A 20,777-nucleotide genomic window follows, 5' to 3' on the forward strand; every position below is an offset into this window, starting at 1 on the left:
TAAATAGGAGGTCATGCACGTTATGTATATTGCAGGGGTAATGTCTGGTACTTCGTTAGATGGAATAGATGTAGCGCTCGTTCATATAGAAGGAAGTGGTGTAGATTCTAAAATCCAACTCATCCATTTTACTACTGTTCCATTTTGTAATGATATGAAAAATGAGATCCAACAAGCGTTATCAATTGAAACTTCGAATGTCCAAATTATATGTAGTTTAAATTTTAAACTTGGTTTATGCTTCGCCAATGCTGTAAAGGAAGTTTGTAAAGAGGCCAATTTTCCTTTGAGACAATTAGATTTAATAGGCTCTCACGGACAAACGATTTATCATCAGCCAAAGCAAGAAGGGAATATTATTTCTTCAACATTGCAAATTGGGGAACCAGCAGTAATAGCATATGAAACGAACACGACGGTTATCTCGAATTTCCGAACGATGGACATAGCGGCAGGGGGACAAGGTGCACCACTTGTACCATATTCAGAGATTATTTTATATCGGCATCAAACTAAAAATAGACTACTACAAAATATTGGTGGGATTAGTAATGTTACAGTGGTTCCAAGTAAACGAAGTAAAGAGAGTGTTATTGCTTTCGATACTGGACCAGGCAACATGGTAATCGATGAAGTATGTCAAAGATTATTTCATGTACCATATGATCAAAATGGTTGGATTGCAAAGCAGGGGGTAGTTGTAGATGAAATTTTAACATACTGTATGAACCATCCATTTTTGAACATGAAACCACCAAAATCAACAGGTAGAGAACAGTTTGGAGAAGCGTTTGTGACTGAATTATTGAATCGATTTAAAAAGCATAGTAAAGAAAATATATTGGCAACTGTCACGATGTTTACAGCATGTTCAATTGTTCATCATTATAAGGCGTTTATTTTGCCGTATTATGAAATTGATGAGGTGATTTTAGGTGGTGGTGGAAGTTATAATAATACACTTGTTGAAATGTTACGGAATGGATTAAGAGAAGAGAAATGTAGCATATGTATACAAGAAGATATTGGTCATTCTTCAGCAGCGAAAGAAGCAATTGCATTTGCTATTTTAGCAAACGAAACGTATCATCGTAATCCGAGTAATGTGCCGAGCGCAACAGGTGCTAAGAATTCCGTAATTTTAGGGAATATAACATTCCCTCCATACGCAGATGAAAATGAGGCGAACATATGAAGTATATGATTGGAGTAGATGGCGGGGGAACAAAGACCGAGGCAATTGCATTTGATAAAGACGGAAATGAACTTGTAAGAGCTACCAGTGGTTTTGGAAACATATTAATAGATTTTGAAGAAGCTCTTGTGCATATTATGGAAGCAATTAATCAATGCCAGAAGAGTTTAATAAATGGGCATTGTGTTTGTGTTTGTTTAGGATTAGCTGGTATAAGCGGAGCGAATACAAATGAATTAACATTACGTTTAAAAAAGAAATACGGAACAAAAATTGAAATTTTTAATGATGCAATGATCGCACATGCAGCTGCTTTAAAAGGTAAGGATGGAATATTAACTATAGGTGGTACAGGTGCAATTTGTATAGGAAAAAAAGGAGAAGTATATCAGTATAGCGGTGGATGGGGACATATTTTAGGAGATGAGGGGAGCGGATATTGGATTGCATTACAAGCTTTAAAGAAAATGGCAATTCAGCTCGATCAAGGAATCAGTCTTTGTCCATTGAGTTTGAATATTCAAAGGCAGTTTCAACTTTTGACACCGTCTCATATAAAAAGCTTAGTATATACTTCTTCTAAAGATAAAATTGCAGCAATCGCCCCATTAGTTATTCAGGAAGCGAGAGATGGCAATGATGATGCGCATGAAATTATGATGCAAGCTGGAAAGGAATTAGCAAGGATTACAGTAAATGTTTATAACAAGTTGAACTTTAAGCACTCAACGCCAATTGCAGTAAGTGGCAGTATATTGCGTTTAGTTCCTGAAATATTTGCTGTATTTAAGAAATGGTGTGAAGAAAGTATGAAAGAAATTACATTCGTATCACAAGCAGAAATGGCAGTGAAAGGAACATATTATTTAATGAGGGATATATATTTTTAAAAATAGGTATGAGAATTTTTGTATGATTTGTAAAAATATGATGTTAAAATGTATAAAGGGATGTATGTTAAAAACGTACAATATACGTAGTAATTGAATATTGTATATGTATTCCCATGTAGAAAGTGAATGATTACATGATTAATAGTATGCAGTTTTTATATTTGGTGGCTTCTTATTTAATTGGAAACATATTGACCGCTTATATAGTAACAAAATTGAGACATAACGTTGATATTAGGGATGAAGGAAGCGGAAATCCTGGCGCAAGAAATATGGGGCGCGTATATGGAAAAGGGTATTTCATCGCTACATTTTTAGGTGATGCAATTAAAGGGGCAATCGTTGTTGCTGTAGCAAAATACCTTTTTGAAGATCCTACATTCGTAATGTTAACATTATTGGCCGTTATTATTGGACATATTTATCCAGTTTTATTTAAAGGCAAGGGCGGTAAAGGTATTTCAACATTTATAGGAGGACTAATCGCATTTGATTATTTGATAGCGCTTACCCTCTTAGGCATTTTTATTGTATTTTATTTAATATTTAAAGGGTTTACGAAGCCAGGACTAATTACGATTGCTTGTTTACCAATTTGTATGATTCTTTATTCTTATTCTATTGTTACCACTATATTAAGTGGAATAATTATTGTACTCATTCTATATGTAAATCGAGAATAAAATGAATGTTTAATAAGTGGGGATAATCTCCACTTATCATTTTTTATTAAATAGATAAAGGAGATAAGGCATGGGGTTAATTTATAAAGTTGCTGATCAAGATTGGGAATTTGAAAGTATACATAAATTGAATTATAAAACTTTTGTAGAAGAGATACCACAACATGAAGAAACGAAAGAACGGTTTCGTATAGATCGGTTTCATAAAGAAAATACATATTTAATTTGTTTAGATGAGGATAGATTAGTAGGTATGGTCGCAGTGCGGGGAAAACGACCATTCTCGTTAGATTATAAAATTTCAAATTTAGATATTTATTTGCAAGAGCATGGAGAAAAAGTGTATGAAATTCGTTTACTTTCAGTAGAACGTGAATATAGAAATGGAAGAGCGTTGTTAGGATTAATTCGTTTTCTACATCGTTATTTGCTTCTAAATGGATATGAATTAGCACTCATTTCTGCAACAACACGTGAACTAGCTTTATATGAGCAAATGGGATTCAAATCTTTCCATACGTTAGTTGGTACAGAAGAAGCAGCCTTCCAGCCAATGTATGTTACCCCTGCTATGTTTGAAGAGTCGAGTGTTGGGGGGATTATGACGAAAGAATATACGTTTTTACCTGGTCCAGTAGATATTGAAGAGAACGTTCGAAAGGCATTTTCTACGCGACCTATTTCCCATCGCTCTAAGTCATTTCAAGTGATGATGGACAATGTGAAAAAACGGTTACTTCACATGACAAAAGCAAAACATGTACAGCTTATGTTAGGAACAGGGACGTTAGCAAATGATGCGATTGCTTTACAGTTACGTTCTTTAAAAGGGAAAGGACTAGTATTAACAAATGGGGAATTTGGTAATAGATTAGTTGGACATGCAAAACGAGCACGGTTACATTTTGATACGTATAAAAAGGAAATGGGAGATCCATTTATTTATACCGAATTAGAAGAAATTATGACAACTGGAAATTATGAATGGATTTGGTTTGTTCATCATGAAACATCTACTGGAATGTTAAACGATTTAAACGAGCTAAATACTCTTTGTAACGAGAATCAAATGAAACTGTGTGTAGATTGCATAAGCTCAATTGGAGCAATACCATTAGACTTGAAGGATGTGTATTTTGCAAGTGGTGTTAGCGGTAAAGCGATTAAATCATATACAGGAATTTCTTTCGTTTTTCATAACCACATTGTAAAAATAAACGAGGCTGTGCCGGCCTATATGGACATTGGCATGTATGAAGAAAATGAAAGTATTCCATACTCACAATCATGGAATTTAATTTATGCATTGCAAGAAGCGTTGAAGAGATTTGAAGATGAAAAGGCATTTGTAAAAATTAAAGAGACATATGATTATGTTGAAGAAGTTATTACTGATATGGGTTTAAAGCTTGTTTCACCTAAAGAACATGCCGCGCCAATGATACTTACTATTGTATTGAGCGAAGATTATTCTTCTAAAGTAGTAGGCGATACATTAGCATTACAAGGATACATCGTTCATTATGAGTCATCTTATTTACAAAAGAATAATTGGATCCAAATTGCATGTTTAAATCATTATAAAGAACGCGATATGAAGAGGATGTTAAATTGTTTGCAAATGTGTTTATTTCAGAGTGGGGTACATATATAAAGACTTTTTCTTTTCGTATAAAGGAGCTACGACTTACGAAAACTTAGGAATAGAACATTGGAAGAGGTGTCAGTATGATAACTAGAAAACTACCATTACATATAGACGATATTAAAAAAGCTCACAAAATTCTAGATAGAAATGCTCGTAAAACGCCATTAGTAAAATCTTTTTACTTGACTAGTAAAACGGGTGGAGAAATTCATTTGAAATTAGAAAATATGCAATTAACGGGTTCTTTTAAATTTCGTGGCGCATTTAATAAAATGTCGCGGCTCACGGATCAAGAAAAAGAAAGAGGTGTAATTGCATGTTCAGCAGGTAATCATGCACAAGGAGTTGCATTATCTGCTCATTTACTCGGTATTAAGAGTAAAATTGTTATGCCAATTTCTGCACCTCAGGCAAAAGTTGAAGCAACAAAAGGATATGGATCTGAAGTGATTTTACATGGTGAAACCTTTGATGATGCAAAGGTAAAATGTGAAGAAATTATAAGGGAAACAGGTGAAACATACTTACATCCATATGATGATGTAGAGGTAATGGCTGGTCAAGGTACAATTGGATTAGACATTCTTGATGATATGTGGGATGTAGATACTGTCATTGTACCAATAGGTGGAGGCGGAATTATTTCTGGTATTTCTGTAGCATTGAAATCTTTTAATCCATCCATTAATATAATTGGTGTCCAAGCAGATAATGTTCATGGAATGAAGGCATCTTACGATAAAGGAGCAATCGTAGAACACTATGAGGCGCCTACTATTGCAGATGGTTGCGCAGTTAAAATACCAGGTGAATTAACATTTGAAATTGTAAAAGAATTAGTAGATGATATTGTAACTGTATCAGAAAAAGAGCTGGAAGTAGCGATGAAAGATTTATTACAACGTGGGAAAGCTGTTGTAGAAGGTGCAGGTGCATTAGCAACTGCTGCACTTCTTGCAGGAAAAGTTGATAGTTATATAAAAGGGAAAAAAGTAGTAGCTGTTATATCCGGTGGGAACGTGGACTTACAGCGCATATCAAGTGTATGTGAGCACTTTTTTGTCGCTAATGAAGTGAAATAGTTTTATAAAAGAAGAGCTAAGAGAAATGATCTTAGCTCTTACTTTTTGTCTACCGTTTACTGTAAGTAGCAATAAATTTGCTGTTTAATGAATTGTTTTATTTAAGCGCCAATTTTTACACATATCTTGAACGTTACAATAATTATTTCAATATTGTCGAAACATAAGCAGAAATTTAATATAATAGTTTTAATGTGTTAAAGAGCGGTGAGGAGGGCAGGTCATGAATAAAGAAGAACAGGTCATGAACGGTTTCAGGGAATTATATAATAAGCTGGTTTGGCTTAATAAAGATAAGATGGAAGAAGGTCTTAAAGGTTTTAAGTCTTCTGAAGTTCACTGCATTGAATATATTGAAAACAATGCAGATTCTAACGTGACACAACTCGCAGAGGCTTTTTATGTGACTCGCGGTGCTATAAGTAGAATGACTAAGAAGCTCATACAAAAAGGCCTTATTGAAAGCTACCAAAAGTCAGAAAATAAGAAAGAAATTTATTTTAGGCTTACGGAAGAAGGGAAAGAAATTTATAAAATCCATGAAGATCTGCACAAAGAGTTTCAAGAGCGGGATAAAGCTGTATTTGAGCAAGTAACTGAAGAAGAATTCGACAGTATAATTAGTTTCGTGGAAAAGTATAGTAGACATTTGGATGCAGAAATAAAGAAACAAGGTGTACATATTAAATCGTAATATATTTTAATAATAAAGTGAAACTTTAATCAGTGGGGGGTCTTCATCTCCACTGATTATCAGCCCTCACCAATCGGGCTTTTACGGGCAGCCTTACTCTAATGAGAATAGGCTGCTTTTTTATTATTTTATTTTTGTTGACTAATCAACAAAATAGAGTTATTGTTTTGTTGACAAAGCAATATTTTTTTAGGAGAGAAGTTAAATGTCTATATTTAGATCACAAAATGAAAGGAAAACTGAAAAAAACATAGATAAACATGCTTTACTATTCGGACTTATTTCTGTATTTCTTTGTGGTATAGGTTTCAGTATCATCATGCCTGTAGTGCCATTCTTAGTACAGCCATATATAAGTAATCCGGAAGAACAAGCATTAGTTGTTACACTACTAACTTCCGTATATGCGGCTTGCGTGTTTTTAGCTGCCCCAGTACTTGGGGCTTTAAGCGATAAGCATGGCCGTCGTCCATTACTTTTAATATGCTTATTTGGTTCTGCAATTGGGTACTTAGTTTTGGGAATAGGAGGAGCTTTATGGGTACTATTTGCTGGACGCATAATAGAAGGTATAACAGGTGGGAGCATAAGTACTATCTTCGCATATTTTGCAGACATCATTCCAAAAGAGCAGAGAACGAAATACTTTGGATGGGTGAGTGCAGTTGTAGGTGCGGGAACTATCATTGGCCCAACCATTGGAGGGTTACTTGCCAAGTTTGGTGATACTGTACCTATGTATTTTGGTGCAATCATAACGTTAATAAATGTTGTATATGGGATCAAATATATGCCTGAGAGCCTTGACAAAAATAATAGGTTGAAAGAGATTACGTTTGTAAGGTTAAATCCTTTTGCGCAGCTAGCAAACATACTTTCCATAAAAAATTTAAAATGGTTATTTGTCTCAGCGTTTTTACTTTGGATACCTAACGGATCTTTACAAGCAATTTTCACGCAATTTACAATGGATACTTTCAGTTGGAAACCTGCATTAATCGGATTTATGTTTTCAATTTTGGGCTTTCAAGACATTGTTTCACAAAGTTTTATCATGCCAAAGCTTTTAATCAAGCTTAGTGATAAACAAATAGCAATTCTTGGGATGGTTTCGGAGATTATAGGATACAGTTTTATTGCGGCATCAACTTTGTTTTCACTCTATCCACTACTTATCGTTGGGATGCTGATGTATGGTTTTGGGGATTCAATTTTCGGACCTTCATTCAACGGGATGCTTTCAAAGTCTGTCAGTTCTAGTGAACAAGGAAGGATTCAAGGTGGAAGCCAATCTATTCAAGCTTTAGCAAGAATGATTGATCCTATTCTTGGAGGACAAATCTATGTATCACTTGGTCATGCCGCACCTGCTTTTATGGGTATGATTCTTATAGTAGCGGCAATAGCAGTTTTATATAAGGGAACGCATGAAACTGTATAACAGATAGATATAAGAATAAATAAAAGGGAGTCGGAACTTAGGAACAAGTGCTGATTCCCTATTTGTTTACGGTTTGAGAGCTAAGAGAAAAGCTTTTGTTTAGGAATTTATTCTGCTATGCTCTCATGGTGAAGGGTAATATTCAGTGAGGTGGAACTATCATTAATTACAGTTAGCTTTATTTGAAAGTAAAAAGGTAGGTAAATGACTAGATAGTTTCATTATGCTTGTGCTGAAGTAAATAATGACTCCATCTTTACTTTGCTCTTTTCTCGAATTTCAGCATCTGCGTGTCTCATAACGTATTTATGCGCTACAGCGATTGCTAAAACATCATCTAATAAGCCAATCCCAATAATAGCAGCTATATCTGGAATGAAATCGATTGTTAATACGTAATAAGATAAAGCGGCTAATATTATGAATTTCGCCTTAGTAGGTAATTCTTTCTTTTTCATTGTGTAGAATAAAATAATACTTTCATATACGCTAGATTTACCGAGGTTTACAGAGCTTTTTTTGAACTTTTTCCAAAGTGTCTGTTTCTCCATATAAACACTCCTTTTACAAAACATAGATTTTTTAAAAGGATGGACAAAGAAGTGAGAGATTAATCAATTTTATTGTTTTTCTTAATTATATATTTCCATAAAAATAGGGGAAGACCTGTTCAAAATATTATAATGTGGATTATTTTGAACAGTGTTCCGTTACATAGTATGTGTTCGTTCCAAGTAAAGGTACTACGCAGGTAACGTTTGGTGGTAATACGTATTAAAGTTCATTTTCTACATTAATCTCTGCATTCGTACAATATTGAATTACTTCTAAATAATCTAATGGTGCATTTATTGATGAGAACTTTTGTAATTCTTGAATAGCCTCTTTACTCGCTGGTGATTCATAGGCTTCTAATGTAATTCTGGTATTAATTGCAAGATTAGCCACTTCATCTAGCATTTCAGGTGTTACTTTGGTTCGAACCATTTTTTCCTCTCTTTTCTCCCATTTTCTTAAAAGTTGTCGCTTCGGTGATGGCTTTTTTATTTTCTCAAATGAAGCCGATGAGTTTGAGTTTTAGAATTTTATCGTGGTATTATTTATGTAACATGGGGATGTTGTAAGAAAAAATACAATTTGAGGGGAAAATGAGAATGGGAATTTATAACTATGAAGCGAAAGAGGATTTGCAAGTAGGAGAAGTTTGTTTAGAACGAGATATTTATGAAATTATAAATTTTTATAAGAAAGGGTCAATAGTTTTATGTGATTCAGTATCTCGTTTCAGTGCGAATTCAGACAGAATGTTTAAAGTGATAAATAGGATAGAAACATATATGCATAAAAATGAAGACTATACATATCAGGTTTCGGATAGACCCAATTTGATTTATGTAGTTGAGCAGGTAAGATAAGGAAGTATCCATAACGGGTGCTTTTTTCTTTGTTATATAGAAATTACACATTAAACGTGAATTAGAACAAAATGGATATTTGGATTCAAATTATTTGTGATATGTACAGTAAAATGTATGTGTATGATTTAGTTATTATTATGCATTTTATAAGCGGTATGGGGGAAGAAAAATGAAAATAATAGAACTACCAATTGAATTCGAATTTAACGGGCAAAAACAATGTATTTATCCAAGTTTAATTATATTACATAATAAATTAACGTTAGTTGATACAGGATATCCAAATTTTTTACCTTTAATTGAAAATGCAATATTAAAACATGGATACGAGATGAAAAACTTAAAGAATATAATTATTACCCATTATGATGACGATCATATAGGGGCTGTATATGATTTTAAAGTGAAATATCCAAATATTAATGTTATTGCTAGTGAAATTGAATCTAACTATATTAATGGTGATATAAAATCAGAGAGGTTAGTTCAAGCTGAAGAAATGTTAGAACGTATGCCAAATGAAGAAAAAGAATTTGGCAAATGGTTTATACAACAGTTAAAAAATATAAAACATATTTCCGTCGATGAAAAAGTACATGATGGTCAAATGATTTTGAATAATGAATGTCAAGTAGTGGCAACGCCAGGACATACCCCGGGGCATATTTCATTATATTTTCCGAATTTAGACTGTGTAATTACAGGAGATGCAGCGGTTCAAGAGAATCGAGAATTAGTTATAGCTAATCCGAATTTTTGTTTAGATATAGAAAGGGCGGAACAGTCTTTAAATAGGATTAAAAGTCTTAAAGCAGCACAGTATTATTGCTATCATGGAGGAAAGCTTACTGTATAAAATAATAAAAAACCAATCTTTTCGATATAGAAAAGATTGGTTTTTTAATTCATAGATTCTGCAATTTGAATTAAATCCTTTACGTTATATTTTCCTTGTATATAGGGTTTGTTACCAATTGCAATTGTATATTGAAAACCATTCTGCTGAAAGATAAGCTCATATGCTGAATCAAAATGAGGATTATATAATGCTTTTATATTATTTTTTAAGCTGTAGAACTTAGCTCCCCTATGTACATAGAAGCCTAATTTATTTTGAACTGGTGAAACAGTGATTTTGAAAATCCCATTAATATCTTCATTGTAGTATTGGAGGTTTAAGTAATCGTTATAGATGTACCCTTGAAATTCGTGAATTTCGAACGGGAATTTTGTAGGAGTAAGTATATGTTCCTTACACTTCATTTCATATTCTTTTACGATAGTAGCTTCTTTCATAAGTGGATTGTCATCATAAATTTGATTGATTTGAGATATTTTATTATTTTTTGTTACTATTTCTAAAATGAAACCGACAGTAAATTCATCATTAGTGCCTTTGAAATAAGAAATAAGAATTGTAGTATCTTCTTTTGGAGATGGTACTATTTTAATTTCATGAATAGGTTTTTCCTTTTGGAAAGTAGGTAGTTCAACTCCTTCTGTTACATATGACTGCATTAATTTTTTATCATTTTTGAGTAAAGCTTGTTTAAATTCACTTATCACATTTGTTCGAGATTTTGCCATAATAATTGAGGTCGACTGAAAATATAGTAAGAAAAATATGCAAAATATCTTTATGAATGTAGTGTTCAATTCCATCCCCCTTTAACTAAGTTTCCGTAAATTTGAAATATATATGTATAGGAGGGGAGAAGATGAGTTTATTGCTTGATGTAATAATGGATAAAATTTTGTTTTATCCTCGAAATGACATGAAATTGAAACACCATATTGCAAAATTAAGTGAATTAGAGTGGTTTCGAAATCTACATGAAGATCCGAAGTATACAAGTTTAATTTGGAGTAATAGAAAAATTAAAAAGTATATTTTGTCTTCTACTAACATGGAAACATTAATAAAATCCGAGAAAAAGCAAAAAGAATTTGTTCATCTAGTACAGGATGAATATAAAAAAAGAAGATAAGAATTTTTTTATTTTTCATATTTGGCGAAACAAATGGTACAATGAAAGCTAATGTGAAAAATAAGGAAAAGAAGTGGTCTATTTGAAAAACTTTTTAGAATTAGGAATTAGTGAAACTTTTAATCATACATTACGTGAAAATGGAATTACAGAAGCAACACCAATTCAAGAGAAGGCAATTCCAGTTATTCTGTCAGGTAAAGATATTATTGGGCAAGCGAAAACAGGAACGGGTAAAACGTTAGCATTCGTGTTACCGATTTTAGAAAAAATCGATCCAGAGTCTAGTGATGTTCAGGCTTTAATTGTTGCACCAACAAGGGAACTAGCACTGCAAATTACAACTGAAATTAAAAAAATGCTTGTTCAAAGAGAAGATATTAATGTACTAGCGATTTATGGTGGGCAAGATGTCGCACAACAGTTGAGAAAATTAAAAGGTAATACACATATTGTTGTAGCAACACCGGGACGATTATTAGATCATATACGACGTGAAACAATTGATTTAAGTAATCTTTCAACGATTGTACTAGATGAAGCGGATCAAATGCTTTATTTCGGTTTCTTATATGATATTGAAGATATTTTAGATGAGACACCTGGTAGTAAACAAACGATGTTATTCTCAGCAACGATGCCAAAAGATATTAAAAAATTGGCGAAACGTTATATGGATGAGCCGCAAATGATTCAAGTACAAAGTGAAGAAGTAACGGTAGATACAATTGAACAGCGTGTCATTGAGACGACAGATCGTGCAAAGCCAGATGCACTTCGTTTTGTTATGGATCGTGATCAGCCATTTTTAGCAGTTATTTTCTGTCGTACAAAGGTTAGAGCAAGTAAGCTTTATGATAATTTAAAAGGACTAGGTTATAATTGTGCTGAACTTCATGGTGATATACCTCAAGCGAAACGTGAAAGAGTTATGAAGAGTTTCCGCGAAGCTAAAATTCAGTACTTAATCGCAACGGATGTAGCAGCTCGTGGACTTGATGTAGATGGTGTAACGCACGTATTTAACTTTGATATCCCTGAAGATGTAGAAAGTTATATTCACCGCATTGGCCGAACAGGACGTGCAGGTGGATCAGGTCTTGCAATTACGTTCGTTGCAGCGAAAGATGAAAAACATTTAGAAGAAATTGAAAAAACGCTTGGTGCACCAATACAAAGAGAAATAATCGAACAACCGAAGATAAAACGTGTAGATGAAAATGGTAAACCGGTACCAAAGCCGGCTCCGAAGAAATCAGGTCAAAATCGTCAAAGAGATAGCCGCGAAGGTTCAAGAAGTGAATCAAGACGTGATTCGAGAAATAGCTCGAGAAGTGATTCAAGAAATAGTTCTAGAAATGAAAATAACCGATCATTTAATAAGCCAAGTAATAAAAAAGGTAGTACAAAGCAAGGTCAGCAAAGACGTGGCCGTTAAATAGTTATAATTGTAAAAGAGTCGCAAAATATTGTGGCTCTTTTTTTGTTTGTATACAAAAAGGATGATGGCAAGAAAAAAACAAAAATTTCATTCACCGCATTTGAAATTTATAAAGAAAATTTTATAGTCCAAAACCATTAGAGCCAGGGTATTATTATCATTCAGCAGAACACTTTGGTTAAAAGAAAAGGTATTGAAGCGAGCGAGTATTTTCATTACACATTCCGCAATTATCGAAATAGAACAAGAGAAGTTTATGAAGGATTAAACTCGTATTGGTGTACGATCGTTGGAAACTGGAAAACTAATTTGTTAGTTTTGATCGATGAGGAACTCGAGAAGCACCACTGCCATCCTTATGGGGAAATTGCTTACGACGACGATGAAGGTAATGTAGTGATAATATGCGAAATAAGAAAAAAGGACTAGCAGTCGTACCTGCCGTCCTTTAATAGGAGAAAAAGTAATCTTGTTTAGAACTACGCATAAACAGAAAATCTGCTTGTAATTAGTTTTACCCTAAATATACGTGTCTATACAAAAAAGGGATAAGTAAAAAATACTTATCCCCGGAAGGGAAATCCCAAGCACCCAAATGGCTCGTATTGGTCTGCAGGTTCAAAAGTAGTATATGTAAAACGAAAAATCTCATACAAAAAGCAGACAACGATTTTGGTTGTCTGCCAGTGAGTTCAATGAGTTAGCTAATTGTGATAATTTGCATCCCCATTGCGAGAAGAGTGAAGCTGCTAGTTCAAACAGCTTGTTGGTATTATTTTCGATTTCTTAAAAAATATACAGCAAAAGAAAGGGGTATTAGCCGTGGACACGGCGGCTTGAAAATAGTATGTATTTTTATTTGAAAAATATTCACGGGGTGAAGAAACGTGGAATGTTTGATAAAGGTGTTTGTGAAATTAATCAGCTAATTAGTAAAACAAAATAGTTATTTGGAAGAAAGGGAAAATGAATATGAGATGAATTGAAGCTGTTGAAGAAATATTTGAAGTGATGAAAGAATACTTTTGGAAGGGAACATCTTTAAAGGGTGAAGCTAATGATTTTAATATTGTATCTTGGCTAATTGAAGAAGCGATCCGTAAAACAAAATAAAGATTTCATTTTGTAGCAATGGGGAATAGATATGTGTACTTATTGGGGGAAAGTAGATAGGGCAAGAACCGGAACAAAATAAAAGAGCGGCTAGCAAAAGCTAACTGCTCAATACAAGGAGATACAGAGAAGACTACTTTAAATGAATGTTGGCATACAGCCTACATACAGTATTGACCGAATATTTATTTTAAATTCAATTTATTTAAAGTAAACATCCCAACAGATAAAATGGTTGCGCCTGCTACAGAACCTAGCCAGTCTCTCCAGCCTAATGTATTTAAAGATGCATCTGTTAAATCCGTAATTAAGAAGATAGCAAACATTAATACACCAAATGCTAAGCATCCCCAAAATGTTTGCAAATATTTAATCATCTTCTTTCGGAACTTGCTCATATAAATCACCCTTATTAATAATTTATATTTTTATAAATAAATTATCGCATGTGCGAAAATTAAAAGTGCGAAATATGCAATATTACATATTGGAACTCAACAAAATACTCCATTGATAAATACATAGATTGAACCGAGGGGGAACCGTATCGTATGAATCAATTGTCATTTTTTGAAGTCATCGATGTAAAGGAGATGCGCTGACTTGTGGTGAAGGAGCTGAAAAACTACAAAGTGTTGTGCGTCTGGATGAAGAATCGAGAAAAATAGGATCAAGCGGAGGGCATCGTTCTTTTCCTAAAATGAAAGGTGACGATAAAAAACATGAGATACGTTTTAAACAAATTGAGCGGACATTAAAAAATAAAAATTTATAAAGGAAATAGAAAGTAGGATGTTGTATATACAATAATAGGAAACTTTTTACTAACTAAACATATAATTTTAATAGACCGACAGTCGGTCTATTAGGAAGGAGAACTTGAATGCGAATTGTAAAGGAGTATGAGGAGCGTAGAAAGGAAATTTTAGAAACAGCTGAGCGTTTGTTTCTTACGAAAGGTTATACGAAAACAACCGTAAATGACATTTTAAAAGAAATAGGTATAGCAAAGGGGACGTTTTATCATTATTTTAAGTCGAAGGAGGAAGTAATGGATGAAATCATTATGAGGATTATTAAAGAGGATGTCACTAAGGCGAAAAGGATTGTCTCCAATCCCGATATCCCCGTTTTAGATAAGTTATTTAAAATTTTAATGGAACAATCACCAAAATCAGGAGATGTAAAAGAAAAAATGATTGAACAATTCCATCAACCGAATAATGCAGAAATGCATCAGAAAAGTTTAGTGCAATCCATTATACATTTATCTCCTATATTAACGGAAGTTTTAGAGCAAGGAATAGAAGAAGGCATATTTTCTACTCCATACCCACAAGAAACAATTGAATTATTACTCTCTTCAGCACAAGTCATATTTGATGATGGTTTATTCCAGTGGAAACCGGAAGAAATGATAAACAGAGCTAAAGCTTATATCAAAATGATTGAAGCATCTGTCGGAGCGAAAGAGGGATCTTTTGATTATATGATGGAAGTTTTAATTAAACAGAAATAGTGATTTTCTGTTTGAGTATTATCGACCGGCAGTCGGTCTAGCTGAATGAAGGATGTGATGAGGATGCCAGCAAGTATTCAATCTTCCTTGAAAGATTTTCACTTAATGGTAAGTGGTCAAATTATTACTATTTTAGGTTCAACACTATTACGTTTTGCACTGTCTTTATATGTGCTAGATATAACAGGACGTGCCGATATATTTGCAGGGTTATATGCCGTAGCGAGTATCCCGTTTTTGTTAGCTCCTCTTGGCGGAGCGATAGCAGATCGTTTCAACCGCCGTAATGTAATGGTCATTTTGGATTTTATAAACGCTGCTATTGTATTAAGTTTTATAGTTTTGTTATTAACTGAATCGATATCTATTTTATTGATTGGAACAATTATGTTTTTACTAGCAGTCGTTAGTGTAATGTACGCACCAGTTGTTATGGCAAGTATTCCGCAATTAGTCCCAGAGAAAAAGTTAGAACAAGCGAACGGTATCGTAAATGGTGTGCAAGCATTATCTAATATAGTTGCACCTGTACTAGGAGGACTATTATACGACATAATTGGTTTGAAAATGCTCGTAATAACAAGTTGTTTTGCTTTCTTTTTATCTGCGATTTTAGAAATGTTTATTACAATACCATTTATAAAAAGAATACAGGAAGGCCATATCGTACCGACAATTGTAAAAGATATGAAAGAAGGTTTTCTTTATGTTTTAAAGCAACCTTTTATTTTGAAGGCTATGTTACTTGCAGCTTTATTAAACTTAATTTTGACACCGTTATTTGTTGTTGGAGGACCTATTATGTTAAGAGTAACTATGCAGAGTAGCGATACGATGTATGGAATTGGAATGGGACTAATTGATTTTGCAACTATATTAGGTGCATTGTCAATCGGTTTCTTTGCTAAAAAGTTACAGATGAAAACATTATATAATTGGATGCTTATCATAGCTTTATTAGTCATATCAGTGGCACTCTCGGTTACACCATTTATTCTCAATTTAGGAATCTATCCACCATTTATCCTCTTTATACTTTCTTCTATTCTAATTGCGATGATTATGACAATTGTATCCATCTATGTGATTACTGTAGTCCAAAAGAAAACACCAAATGAAAATCTAGGAAAAGTGATGGCAATTATAGCAGCGGTATCTCAATGTATGGCACCAATTGGGCAAATCTTATATGGTTTTATGTTTGAAGGATTCAGTACGAAAATTTATTTACCTATATTAGCTATTAGTTTCATAATGATAATAATAGCGGTGGTGACGAAGAAAATATTAAGAAATGAAGGGAACTAGCTTCATATGATTAGGAGAATGTTAAAAAGAGATTTCTCTAAAAATAAAATGATAATTATCATTTTATTTATGGTTATCAAGTTATCAAGTTTTTAATGGCTAGTGCTTCAAGTAACGTTATAAATCTATGATCGATTGTTTAAAGTATCAAGCGCACCGCACGTCGTACAGATGCATACCGGAGAAATAAATCAAAAGTCAATGGATTCATTTGTAGAAAAAACTCCTTTTGTAACAAAGTAGCAAACGGCAGAGATGATCCAAGTACAAGTAAACGGGTATAACATTTTTATACAAAATAAAATAAGGCGAACATAATAGCGTAATAGATATTAGTTCAGTGAAACAAAACGCTAATTTTGATTTTTTATTAGATTTAAATAATAAAGTGATACAGATTAGTAAAGGGGAAATAGGTGTACCGATTTATTTTATGCAAAAATACAATTTGCATATTGGAGATGAAATATGGATTATAAAAAATAATATGGAACAAGAATTTACGATATCAGCATGTGTTCGTGATGTTCAAATGAATCCATCAATCGTTAGTTCAAAGCGATTTGTAATAAGCAATGAAGACTTAGAAAGATTAAAACGAAATTTGGGAGAAAGAGAATATCTTATTGAATTTCAGTTAACAGATGTAAATTAGATAAATGAATTTGAAGATTTATACCAGTCATCGAACTTACCTCAAAAAGGATTAGGAATTTGCTAAAATAGGAAGGGGAAAATAAAATGAACGCTATGGAAAACGGTGTATATGAAATAACCAGATTAGTTAGTGAATCAATGGAAGGACAAGCTGTAATGAATATCAATCAAATTTGTGAATTAGATCAATATCAAGAAGCGACATTACGTACATGGAATACAAATAACGATTTTGGTAGAGTTGTTTTAAATGCAGCATTAGGGCTTACGGGAGAAGCTGGTGAGGTTGCTGATGTTGTAAAAAAAGCAATTTTTCATGGTCATGGATTTGATCCAGCTTATTGTCCAGGAGAAGAAGAAGGAAATACACATAAAATCGCTTTAGAGATAGGGGACATCATGTACTACATTTCAATCATGTCTCACGAAAGGGGATATACCCTAGGAGATATTGCTCAAATGAATATATCTAAATTAGCAACAAGATATCCAGACGGATTTAGTGGAGAAGCTAGTTAAAATCGTGTAGATGTGAAATGAAAATCGTAATAAAAAAGAGCCATGAGTGGAAAGGCTCATGGCTCCTTATATAAGAGTAATGATTTTATAGGTGAATATTATCATGAAATACCAAAAAATTAAATATAAGTCAATTAATTGGTATAGAATTTGGGTTTTATTTAAAAGAAGGAACGGAGGAATATGTAAAAGACTTTGAAAGGTCCATAAAAAAAGAATTCAGTAAAACTCTGAATTCTTCTACACGTGATTTTATTTGTTAATCCATTTAGAAATAATAGGATAATGAAACTCTTTTTCTTGTAGCGTATATAAAATCCCTTTTATAGGTCCGAAAATTAACAAAAGGAACAGTATTAGATATAAAGGAGCTATGCCGAAAATAATCAAAGTATTATTTGAAGTCAAGTCTAAATTAGACAAGGATAGCATTAAGATTCTTATTGCGAAAAGATTCCAAATTACTGTAATTATCCAAATGAATAGTTGATAAAAAACAGCTTCAAGGATATTTTTTCGAATGTTTTGTGATTTGTATACAAAATAAAAAATCAACGGTATATAAAAAATTGTGATGCTAAAGAAAATAAGAATAAAAAAAGATAATAAGGTAAGAAAATGCATAATTAATTTTATGTTCTTTTCTTGAGCTAGAATCATTAAGGTCCTCCAATATGTATGAGATTTGTTGTAGCTATTATATTTTAAGATTTTCATTATGGTAATAATGCGCCACTAAAAAAATTACTACTGCCTACAGTTAAAGTTCCGCTTTCTGCTGCAGAAAATTGTATATCTATTGTTTGGCCAGCTAATAAATCAATAATAGTTGTAATTTCAAGTTGAGGTGTACCACCAGTAGTAATTGTTCCTGTTTGGCTAGCAACGGATACTAAATTTTTTCTTATAGTTATTCTTAGAGTAGAAGTCGTACCTAAAGTTGGATTAAATCCTATACTGGCACTGAATAAATAGATACCATTTATAGGGGCTGTAAATGTATTCGTTACTGAAGAATACCCTCCACCATTATTAAATATTATATTACCATACGATACTTGAATATCTGCAGGAGGAGTAAAAGACTGTGCAACATTTTTTTCTGCACGAAAATTAATGTTAAATGTGGGTCCGGTAGGCCCCGTGCTGCCAGTAGGTCCGGTATCGCCGGTAGGCCCCATGCTGCCAGTAGGTCTGGTATCGCCGGTAGGCCCAGTGTTGCCAGTAAGCCCGGTATCACCGGTAGGCCCAGTGTTGCCAGTAGGTCCGGTAATGCCAGTAGGCAGAGTAAATGATGGGATTGGTGGGAAAGTAGCCCGACTAGGTCAGGAGAAATTGAAATTTCAGATTTTTTTTAGGTGAATTGAATCTGTCTTTCCTAGACATACGTGAACGGTTAAATTTGTCTTTTCTAGACATATGTATATCATCCTCTCTAAGAATATCAGATTATATCCAGTAGATGCATGATATGAATTGGGTGTGATTGTATTTTGAGATAATAAGAAACAAATTTATCTAATCTAACTATAAAAATTAGAACTAAAAAAAGCGTTAATTTATTATAAAAAATGGGTGACTCAGCAATTGTGTCAGCCGAGTCACCCAATATTATTGATCTAGAAAATATTCTTTTTCTATATGTAGTTATAGTGAGTTTTTAGAGATTAACTCCAAACCGTAGTTAAAGGACAAAGAATTTTATTTTAGAAAGTATTAGATTTAACTATATTAATGCTACAACAGCAAGAGTCAAGCCCAACGTATTTAATGTATTAGAATATGGTCCTACATTAACAGTAAGAGTACTCGTTATACCTGAAGGTGTAGTGAAAATTGCGGGTGCTGATACAGAAGTGAATCCTGCAGTATATCCCAGAGAAGTACCAGATCCAATGATTGGATTATTATTCAGATACATAGTGATACCTGCCGAATTACCTCCTGGTTGAATGATAACTTGCACTTCATAGATTGCTAAATAGGTTCTTCCACCTTCAAGTAAAACAGTTGTTGGTGGTGTGAATGAGATTGCCGTACCATTAGAATTTACCACGGTATCTAGTGGAATCGCAGAATTTACAGAGACTATTGATGGGGTAGTTTGAACAACATTTAAACTGTTAGCCGTGGGGGATGGACAAGTGCAAGGTTTGTGAATGTTAGAGTTGTTATCATTTTGGAAATTCACAAATAATCAAGCTCCTTTGCGTAAAAAAATTTTTATCCTATATAAAACGTAGCTTTTTTGTATCTAAGTTATTTTTAATAAATTTTTAAAGATAAATCGAATATTGTTGGTCAGTCGACTCATAAAAGTATTCGATACTCTGGGATTTCAAAGTGCATCTGATAAATATATATGAATGTTTTTTTAAGGACATTACTGTAAGTTAGGAAAACATAAATCTGGAAATAAAACTTGATATTCCGGGTTTAACCGAAGATCAGTAGTTGAGGTTGTAAAGTGTATATAATTTTTTCTAATTTATCTAGTGTTGCCAGATGATGAGTACCTAAGTCACGCTGGATGCTATGTTTAGAAAGAGTAGGACCAATTTGTAATTTTCGGTTTTTCATAGCAGTATTCCAGGGACTGTAAAAGAATTTTAAAATGAAAGCAGGATACATGTAAACGATAAATGGATGAGGTGACCAATGTCGCCCTGCCCAATAGTTACCATGCGAATAATGGTGGATTAATCTACCGCCATAGTATGGAGCAGGTGGATTAGGAGGGATTATTCTCCCATGATAACGCTGTTTGACAAGGGGAATTCCGTATCTGGGATTGGTATAACCGTGAGCAGGGTCATCCACCATCAGAATAGTTCTAATAGCATACATGTTTTGCCCTAAATTGGCAAGAGATGAGAAAAAGGCTTCCTTATCAACACAGCAAAGAAATTCAGTGGTATTTAGTACCATTTTCCATCCCGTAATTTCTTTTTCTATGTTCATTACTTCTTGATCAACTAAAATGGCATCAAACTCTAGTACCTTTGATTCACGGATTTCCCAATGAGGTGCAAATAATTTGCATAATTCAACCGAACGATCAGTAGACCCACGATTAATAAGAATGCCATGATCAAATAATTTTGTGTGGTGCATTAACCACCACGGAAGCAGATACTCTTCGTTATAAAAATGAGAAATTAAAGTAGTGTTAATAAAA

The 20,777-nt window shown here is 33.4% G+C and carries 20 protein-coding genes and 3 pseudogenes; 15 read left to right on the forward strand and 8 right to left on the reverse strand.

What is annotated here, in order from left to right:
- The first annotated feature begins 22 nt into the window (after positions 1-22).
- From anmK to ACS2QP_RS19015, 7 genes are all read left to right on the forward strand, one after another.
- Entirely contained in the window at positions 23-1,195 is a 1,173-nt protein-coding gene (gene anmK / locus ACS2QP_RS18985; protein WP_000274977.1) for an anhydro-N-acetylmuramic acid kinase AnmK, read from the forward strand.
- Positions 1,192-2,085, forward strand: coding sequence for a BadF/BadG/BcrA/BcrD ATPase family protein (locus ACS2QP_RS18990; protein ID WP_103622408.1), 894 nt, complete (start codon positions 1,192-1,194; stop codon positions 2,083-2,085). The genes anmK and ACS2QP_RS18990 overlap by 4 nt, the downstream gene beginning before the upstream one ends.
- Before the next feature lie 137 nt (positions 2,086-2,222).
- Positions 2,223-2,771, forward strand: coding sequence for a glycerol-3-phosphate 1-O-acyltransferase PlsY (gene plsY, locus ACS2QP_RS18995; RefSeq protein ID WP_000610870.1), 549 nt, complete (start codon positions 2,223-2,225; stop codon positions 2,769-2,771).
- Positions 2,772-2,841: 70 nt separating this feature from the next.
- Positions 2,842-4,425, forward strand: coding sequence for an aminotransferase class V-fold PLP-dependent enzyme (locus tag ACS2QP_RS19000; RefSeq protein ID WP_103622409.1), 1,584 nt, complete (start codon positions 2,842-2,844; stop codon positions 4,423-4,425).
- 74 nt (positions 4,426-4,499) lie between these two features.
- Positions 4,500-5,501: a bifunctional threonine ammonia-lyase/L-serine ammonia-lyase TdcB gene (tdcB, locus tag ACS2QP_RS19005; RefSeq protein WP_000632959.1), complete on the forward strand. Its 1,002-nt coding sequence runs from the start codon at positions 4,500-4,502 to the stop codon at positions 5,499-5,501.
- 223 nt (positions 5,502-5,724) lie between these two features.
- On the forward strand, positions 5,725-6,195 hold the full coding sequence (locus tag ACS2QP_RS19010) for a MarR family transcriptional regulator (protein WP_001030898.1): 471 nt from the start codon (positions 5,725-5,727) through the stop codon (positions 6,193-6,195).
- 205 nt (positions 6,196-6,400) lie between these two features.
- Positions 6,401-7,636: an MFS transporter gene (locus ACS2QP_RS19015; RefSeq protein WP_438882733.1), complete on the forward strand. Its 1,236-nt coding sequence runs from the start codon at positions 6,401-6,403 to the stop codon at positions 7,634-7,636.
- A gap of 221 nt (positions 7,637-7,857) precedes the next feature.
- On the opposite strand, the gene ACS2QP_RS19020 is transcribed toward ACS2QP_RS19015, so the two are convergent.
- Together ACS2QP_RS19020 and ACS2QP_RS19025 are read right to left on the reverse strand one after the other, a co-directional pair.
- A complete protein-coding gene (locus ACS2QP_RS19020) occupies positions 7,858-8,187 on the reverse strand; it encodes a YkvA family protein (protein WP_000415089.1) in 330 nt (109 codons plus the stop codon).
- 226 nt (positions 8,188-8,413) lie between these two features.
- A pseudogene (locus ACS2QP_RS19025) lies at positions 8,414-8,596 on the reverse strand (hypothetical protein); the annotation flags it as partial.
- A 194-nt stretch (positions 8,597-8,790) separates the two neighbouring features.
- Here ACS2QP_RS19025 and ACS2QP_RS19030 point away from each other — a divergent pair.
- Together ACS2QP_RS19030 and ACS2QP_RS19035 are read left to right on the forward strand one after the other, a co-directional pair.
- Positions 8,791-9,051 carry a hypothetical protein gene (locus ACS2QP_RS19030; RefSeq protein WP_000513517.1) on the forward strand — a complete coding sequence of 87 codons (261 nt, stop codon included), beginning with the start codon at positions 8,791-8,793 and terminating at the stop codon, positions 9,049-9,051.
- 172 nt (positions 9,052-9,223) lie between these two features.
- Positions 9,224-9,910, forward strand: coding sequence for an MBL fold metallo-hydrolase (locus tag ACS2QP_RS19035; RefSeq protein ID WP_153582369.1), 687 nt, complete (start codon positions 9,224-9,226; stop codon positions 9,908-9,910).
- A 44-nt stretch (positions 9,911-9,954) separates the two neighbouring features.
- On the opposite strand, the gene ACS2QP_RS19040 is transcribed toward ACS2QP_RS19035, so the two are convergent.
- Complete coding sequence (locus ACS2QP_RS19040) at positions 9,955-10,716, reverse strand: hypothetical protein (protein ID WP_194808001.1); 762 nt, start codon at positions 10,714-10,716, stop codon at positions 9,955-9,957.
- 56 nt (positions 10,717-10,772) lie between these two features.
- On the opposite strand from ACS2QP_RS19040, the gene ACS2QP_RS19045 reads away from it, so the two are divergent.
- Complete coding sequence (locus ACS2QP_RS19045) at positions 10,773-11,042, forward strand: hypothetical protein (RefSeq protein WP_153582371.1); 270 nt, start codon at positions 10,773-10,775, stop codon at positions 11,040-11,042.
- A 73-nt stretch (positions 11,043-11,115) separates the two neighbouring features.
- Positions 11,116-12,480 (forward strand): DEAD/DEAH box helicase, encoded by a 1,365-nt coding sequence (locus ACS2QP_RS19050; protein ID WP_086412531.1) that lies wholly within the window; start codon positions 11,116-11,118, stop codon positions 12,478-12,480.
- Between the two features lie 1,301 nt (positions 12,481-13,781).
- Here the strand turns inward: ACS2QP_RS19050 and ACS2QP_RS19055 are convergent.
- Positions 13,782-13,994 (reverse strand): hypothetical protein, encoded by a 213-nt coding sequence (locus tag ACS2QP_RS19055; protein ID WP_000033159.1) that lies wholly within the window; start codon positions 13,992-13,994, stop codon positions 13,782-13,784.
- Positions 13,995-14,479: 485 nt separating this feature from the next.
- Between ACS2QP_RS19055 and ACS2QP_RS19060 the strand changes: the two genes are divergently transcribed.
- From ACS2QP_RS19060 to ACS2QP_RS19075, 4 genes and pseudogenes are all read left to right on the forward strand, one after another.
- Positions 14,480-15,115, forward strand: coding sequence for a TetR/AcrR family transcriptional regulator (locus ACS2QP_RS19060; RefSeq protein ID WP_326263999.1), 636 nt, complete (start codon positions 14,480-14,482; stop codon positions 15,113-15,115).
- A gap of 63 nt (positions 15,116-15,178) precedes the next feature.
- Positions 15,179-16,423 carry an MFS transporter gene (locus ACS2QP_RS19065; protein ID WP_326263997.1) on the forward strand — a complete coding sequence of 415 codons (1,245 nt, stop codon included), beginning with the start codon at positions 15,179-15,181 and terminating at the stop codon, positions 16,421-16,423.
- Positions 16,424-16,429: 6 nt separating this feature from the next.
- Positions 16,430-17,138: pseudogene (locus ACS2QP_RS19070) on the forward strand (ABC transporter permease); the annotation flags it as partial.
- 26 nt (positions 17,139-17,164) lie between these two features.
- Positions 17,165-17,599 carry a nucleoside triphosphate pyrophosphohydrolase family protein gene (locus ACS2QP_RS19075; RefSeq protein WP_088338934.1) on the forward strand — a complete coding sequence of 145 codons (435 nt, stop codon included), beginning with the start codon at positions 17,165-17,167 and terminating at the stop codon, positions 17,597-17,599.
- Positions 17,600-17,851: 252 nt separating this feature from the next.
- On the opposite strand, the gene ACS2QP_RS19080 is transcribed toward ACS2QP_RS19075, so the two are convergent.
- From ACS2QP_RS19080 to ACS2QP_RS19095, 4 genes and pseudogenes are all read right to left on the reverse strand, one after another.
- The gene (locus ACS2QP_RS19080; RefSeq protein ID WP_000599418.1) at positions 17,852-18,259 is read right to left on the reverse strand and encodes a DUF4870 domain-containing protein; all 408 of its coding nucleotides are present in this window, start codon (positions 18,257-18,259) and stop codon (positions 17,852-17,854) included.
- Between the two features lie 56 nt (positions 18,260-18,315).
- Positions 18,316-18,780, reverse strand: coding sequence for a C1q-like domain-containing protein (locus tag ACS2QP_RS19085; protein ID WP_438882734.1), 465 nt, complete (start codon positions 18,778-18,780; stop codon positions 18,316-18,318).
- Between the two features lie 545 nt (positions 18,781-19,325).
- A complete protein-coding gene (locus ACS2QP_RS19090) occupies positions 19,326-19,790 on the reverse strand; it encodes a hypothetical protein (protein WP_326263996.1) in 465 nt (154 codons plus the stop codon).
- A gap of 192 nt (positions 19,791-19,982) precedes the next feature.
- Positions 19,983-20,713: pseudogene (locus tag ACS2QP_RS19095) on the reverse strand (glycosyltransferase family 2 protein).
- Positions 20,714-20,777 lie beyond the last annotated feature (64 nt).

Source organism: Bacillus cereus group sp. Bce019, from assembly GCF_051781745.1.
Taxonomy (GTDB): domain Bacteria; phylum Bacillota; class Bacilli; order Bacillales; family Bacillaceae_G; genus Bacillus_A; species Bacillus_A cereus.

Bases quoted from the DNA above. Each gene is read 5' to 3' on its own strand.
- ACS2QP_RS19060 (WP_326263999.1), top strand. From the start codon at position 14,480: ATGCGAATTGTAAAGGAGTATGAGGAGCGTAGAAAGGAAATTTTAGAA.
- ACS2QP_RS19040 (WP_194808001.1), bottom strand. From the start codon at position 10,716: ATGGAATTGAACACTACATTCATAAAGATATTTTGCATATTTTTCTTA.
- ACS2QP_RS19000 (WP_103622409.1), top strand. From the start codon at position 2,842: ATGGGGTTAATTTATAAAGTTGCTGATCAAGATTGGGAATTTGAAAGT.
- ACS2QP_RS19080 (WP_000599418.1), bottom strand. From the start codon at position 18,259: ATGATTCTAGCTCAAGAAAAGAACATAAAATTAATTATGCATTTTCTT.
- ACS2QP_RS19015 (WP_438882733.1), top strand. From the start codon at position 6,401: ATGTCTATATTTAGATCACAAAATGAAAGGAAAACTGAAAAAAACATA.
- ACS2QP_RS18990 (WP_103622408.1), top strand. From the start codon at position 1,192: ATGAAGTATATGATTGGAGTAGATGGCGGGGGAACAAAGACCGAGGCA.
- ACS2QP_RS19085 (WP_438882734.1), bottom strand. From the start codon at position 18,780: ATGGGGCCTACCGGCGATACCGGACCTACTGGCAGCACGGGGCCTACC.
- ACS2QP_RS19030 (WP_000513517.1), top strand. From the start codon at position 8,791: ATGGGAATTTATAACTATGAAGCGAAAGAGGATTTGCAAGTAGGAGAA.
- ACS2QP_RS19045 (WP_153582371.1), top strand. From the start codon at position 10,773: ATGAGTTTATTGCTTGATGTAATAATGGATAAAATTTTGTTTTATCCT.
- ACS2QP_RS19020 (WP_000415089.1), bottom strand. From the start codon at position 8,187: ATGGAGAAACAGACACTTTGGAAAAAGTTCAAAAAAAGCTCTGTAAAC.
- plsY (WP_000610870.1), top strand. From the start codon at position 2,223: ATGATTAATAGTATGCAGTTTTTATATTTGGTGGCTTCTTATTTAATT.
- tdcB (WP_000632959.1), top strand. From the start codon at position 4,500: ATGATAACTAGAAAACTACCATTACATATAGACGATATTAAAAAAGCT.
- anmK (WP_000274977.1), top strand. From the start codon at position 23: ATGTATATTGCAGGGGTAATGTCTGGTACTTCGTTAGATGGAATAGAT.
- ACS2QP_RS19055 (WP_000033159.1), bottom strand. From the start codon at position 13,994: ATGAGCAAGTTCCGAAAGAAGATGATTAAATATTTGCAAACATTTTGG.
- ACS2QP_RS19065 (WP_326263997.1), top strand. From the start codon at position 15,179: ATGCCAGCAAGTATTCAATCTTCCTTGAAAGATTTTCACTTAATGGTA.
- ACS2QP_RS19035 (WP_153582369.1), top strand. From the start codon at position 9,224: ATGAAAATAATAGAACTACCAATTGAATTCGAATTTAACGGGCAAAAA.
- ACS2QP_RS19075 (WP_088338934.1), top strand. From the start codon at position 17,165: ATGAACGCTATGGAAAACGGTGTATATGAAATAACCAGATTAGTTAGT.
- ACS2QP_RS19010 (WP_001030898.1), top strand. From the start codon at position 5,725: ATGAATAAAGAAGAACAGGTCATGAACGGTTTCAGGGAATTATATAAT.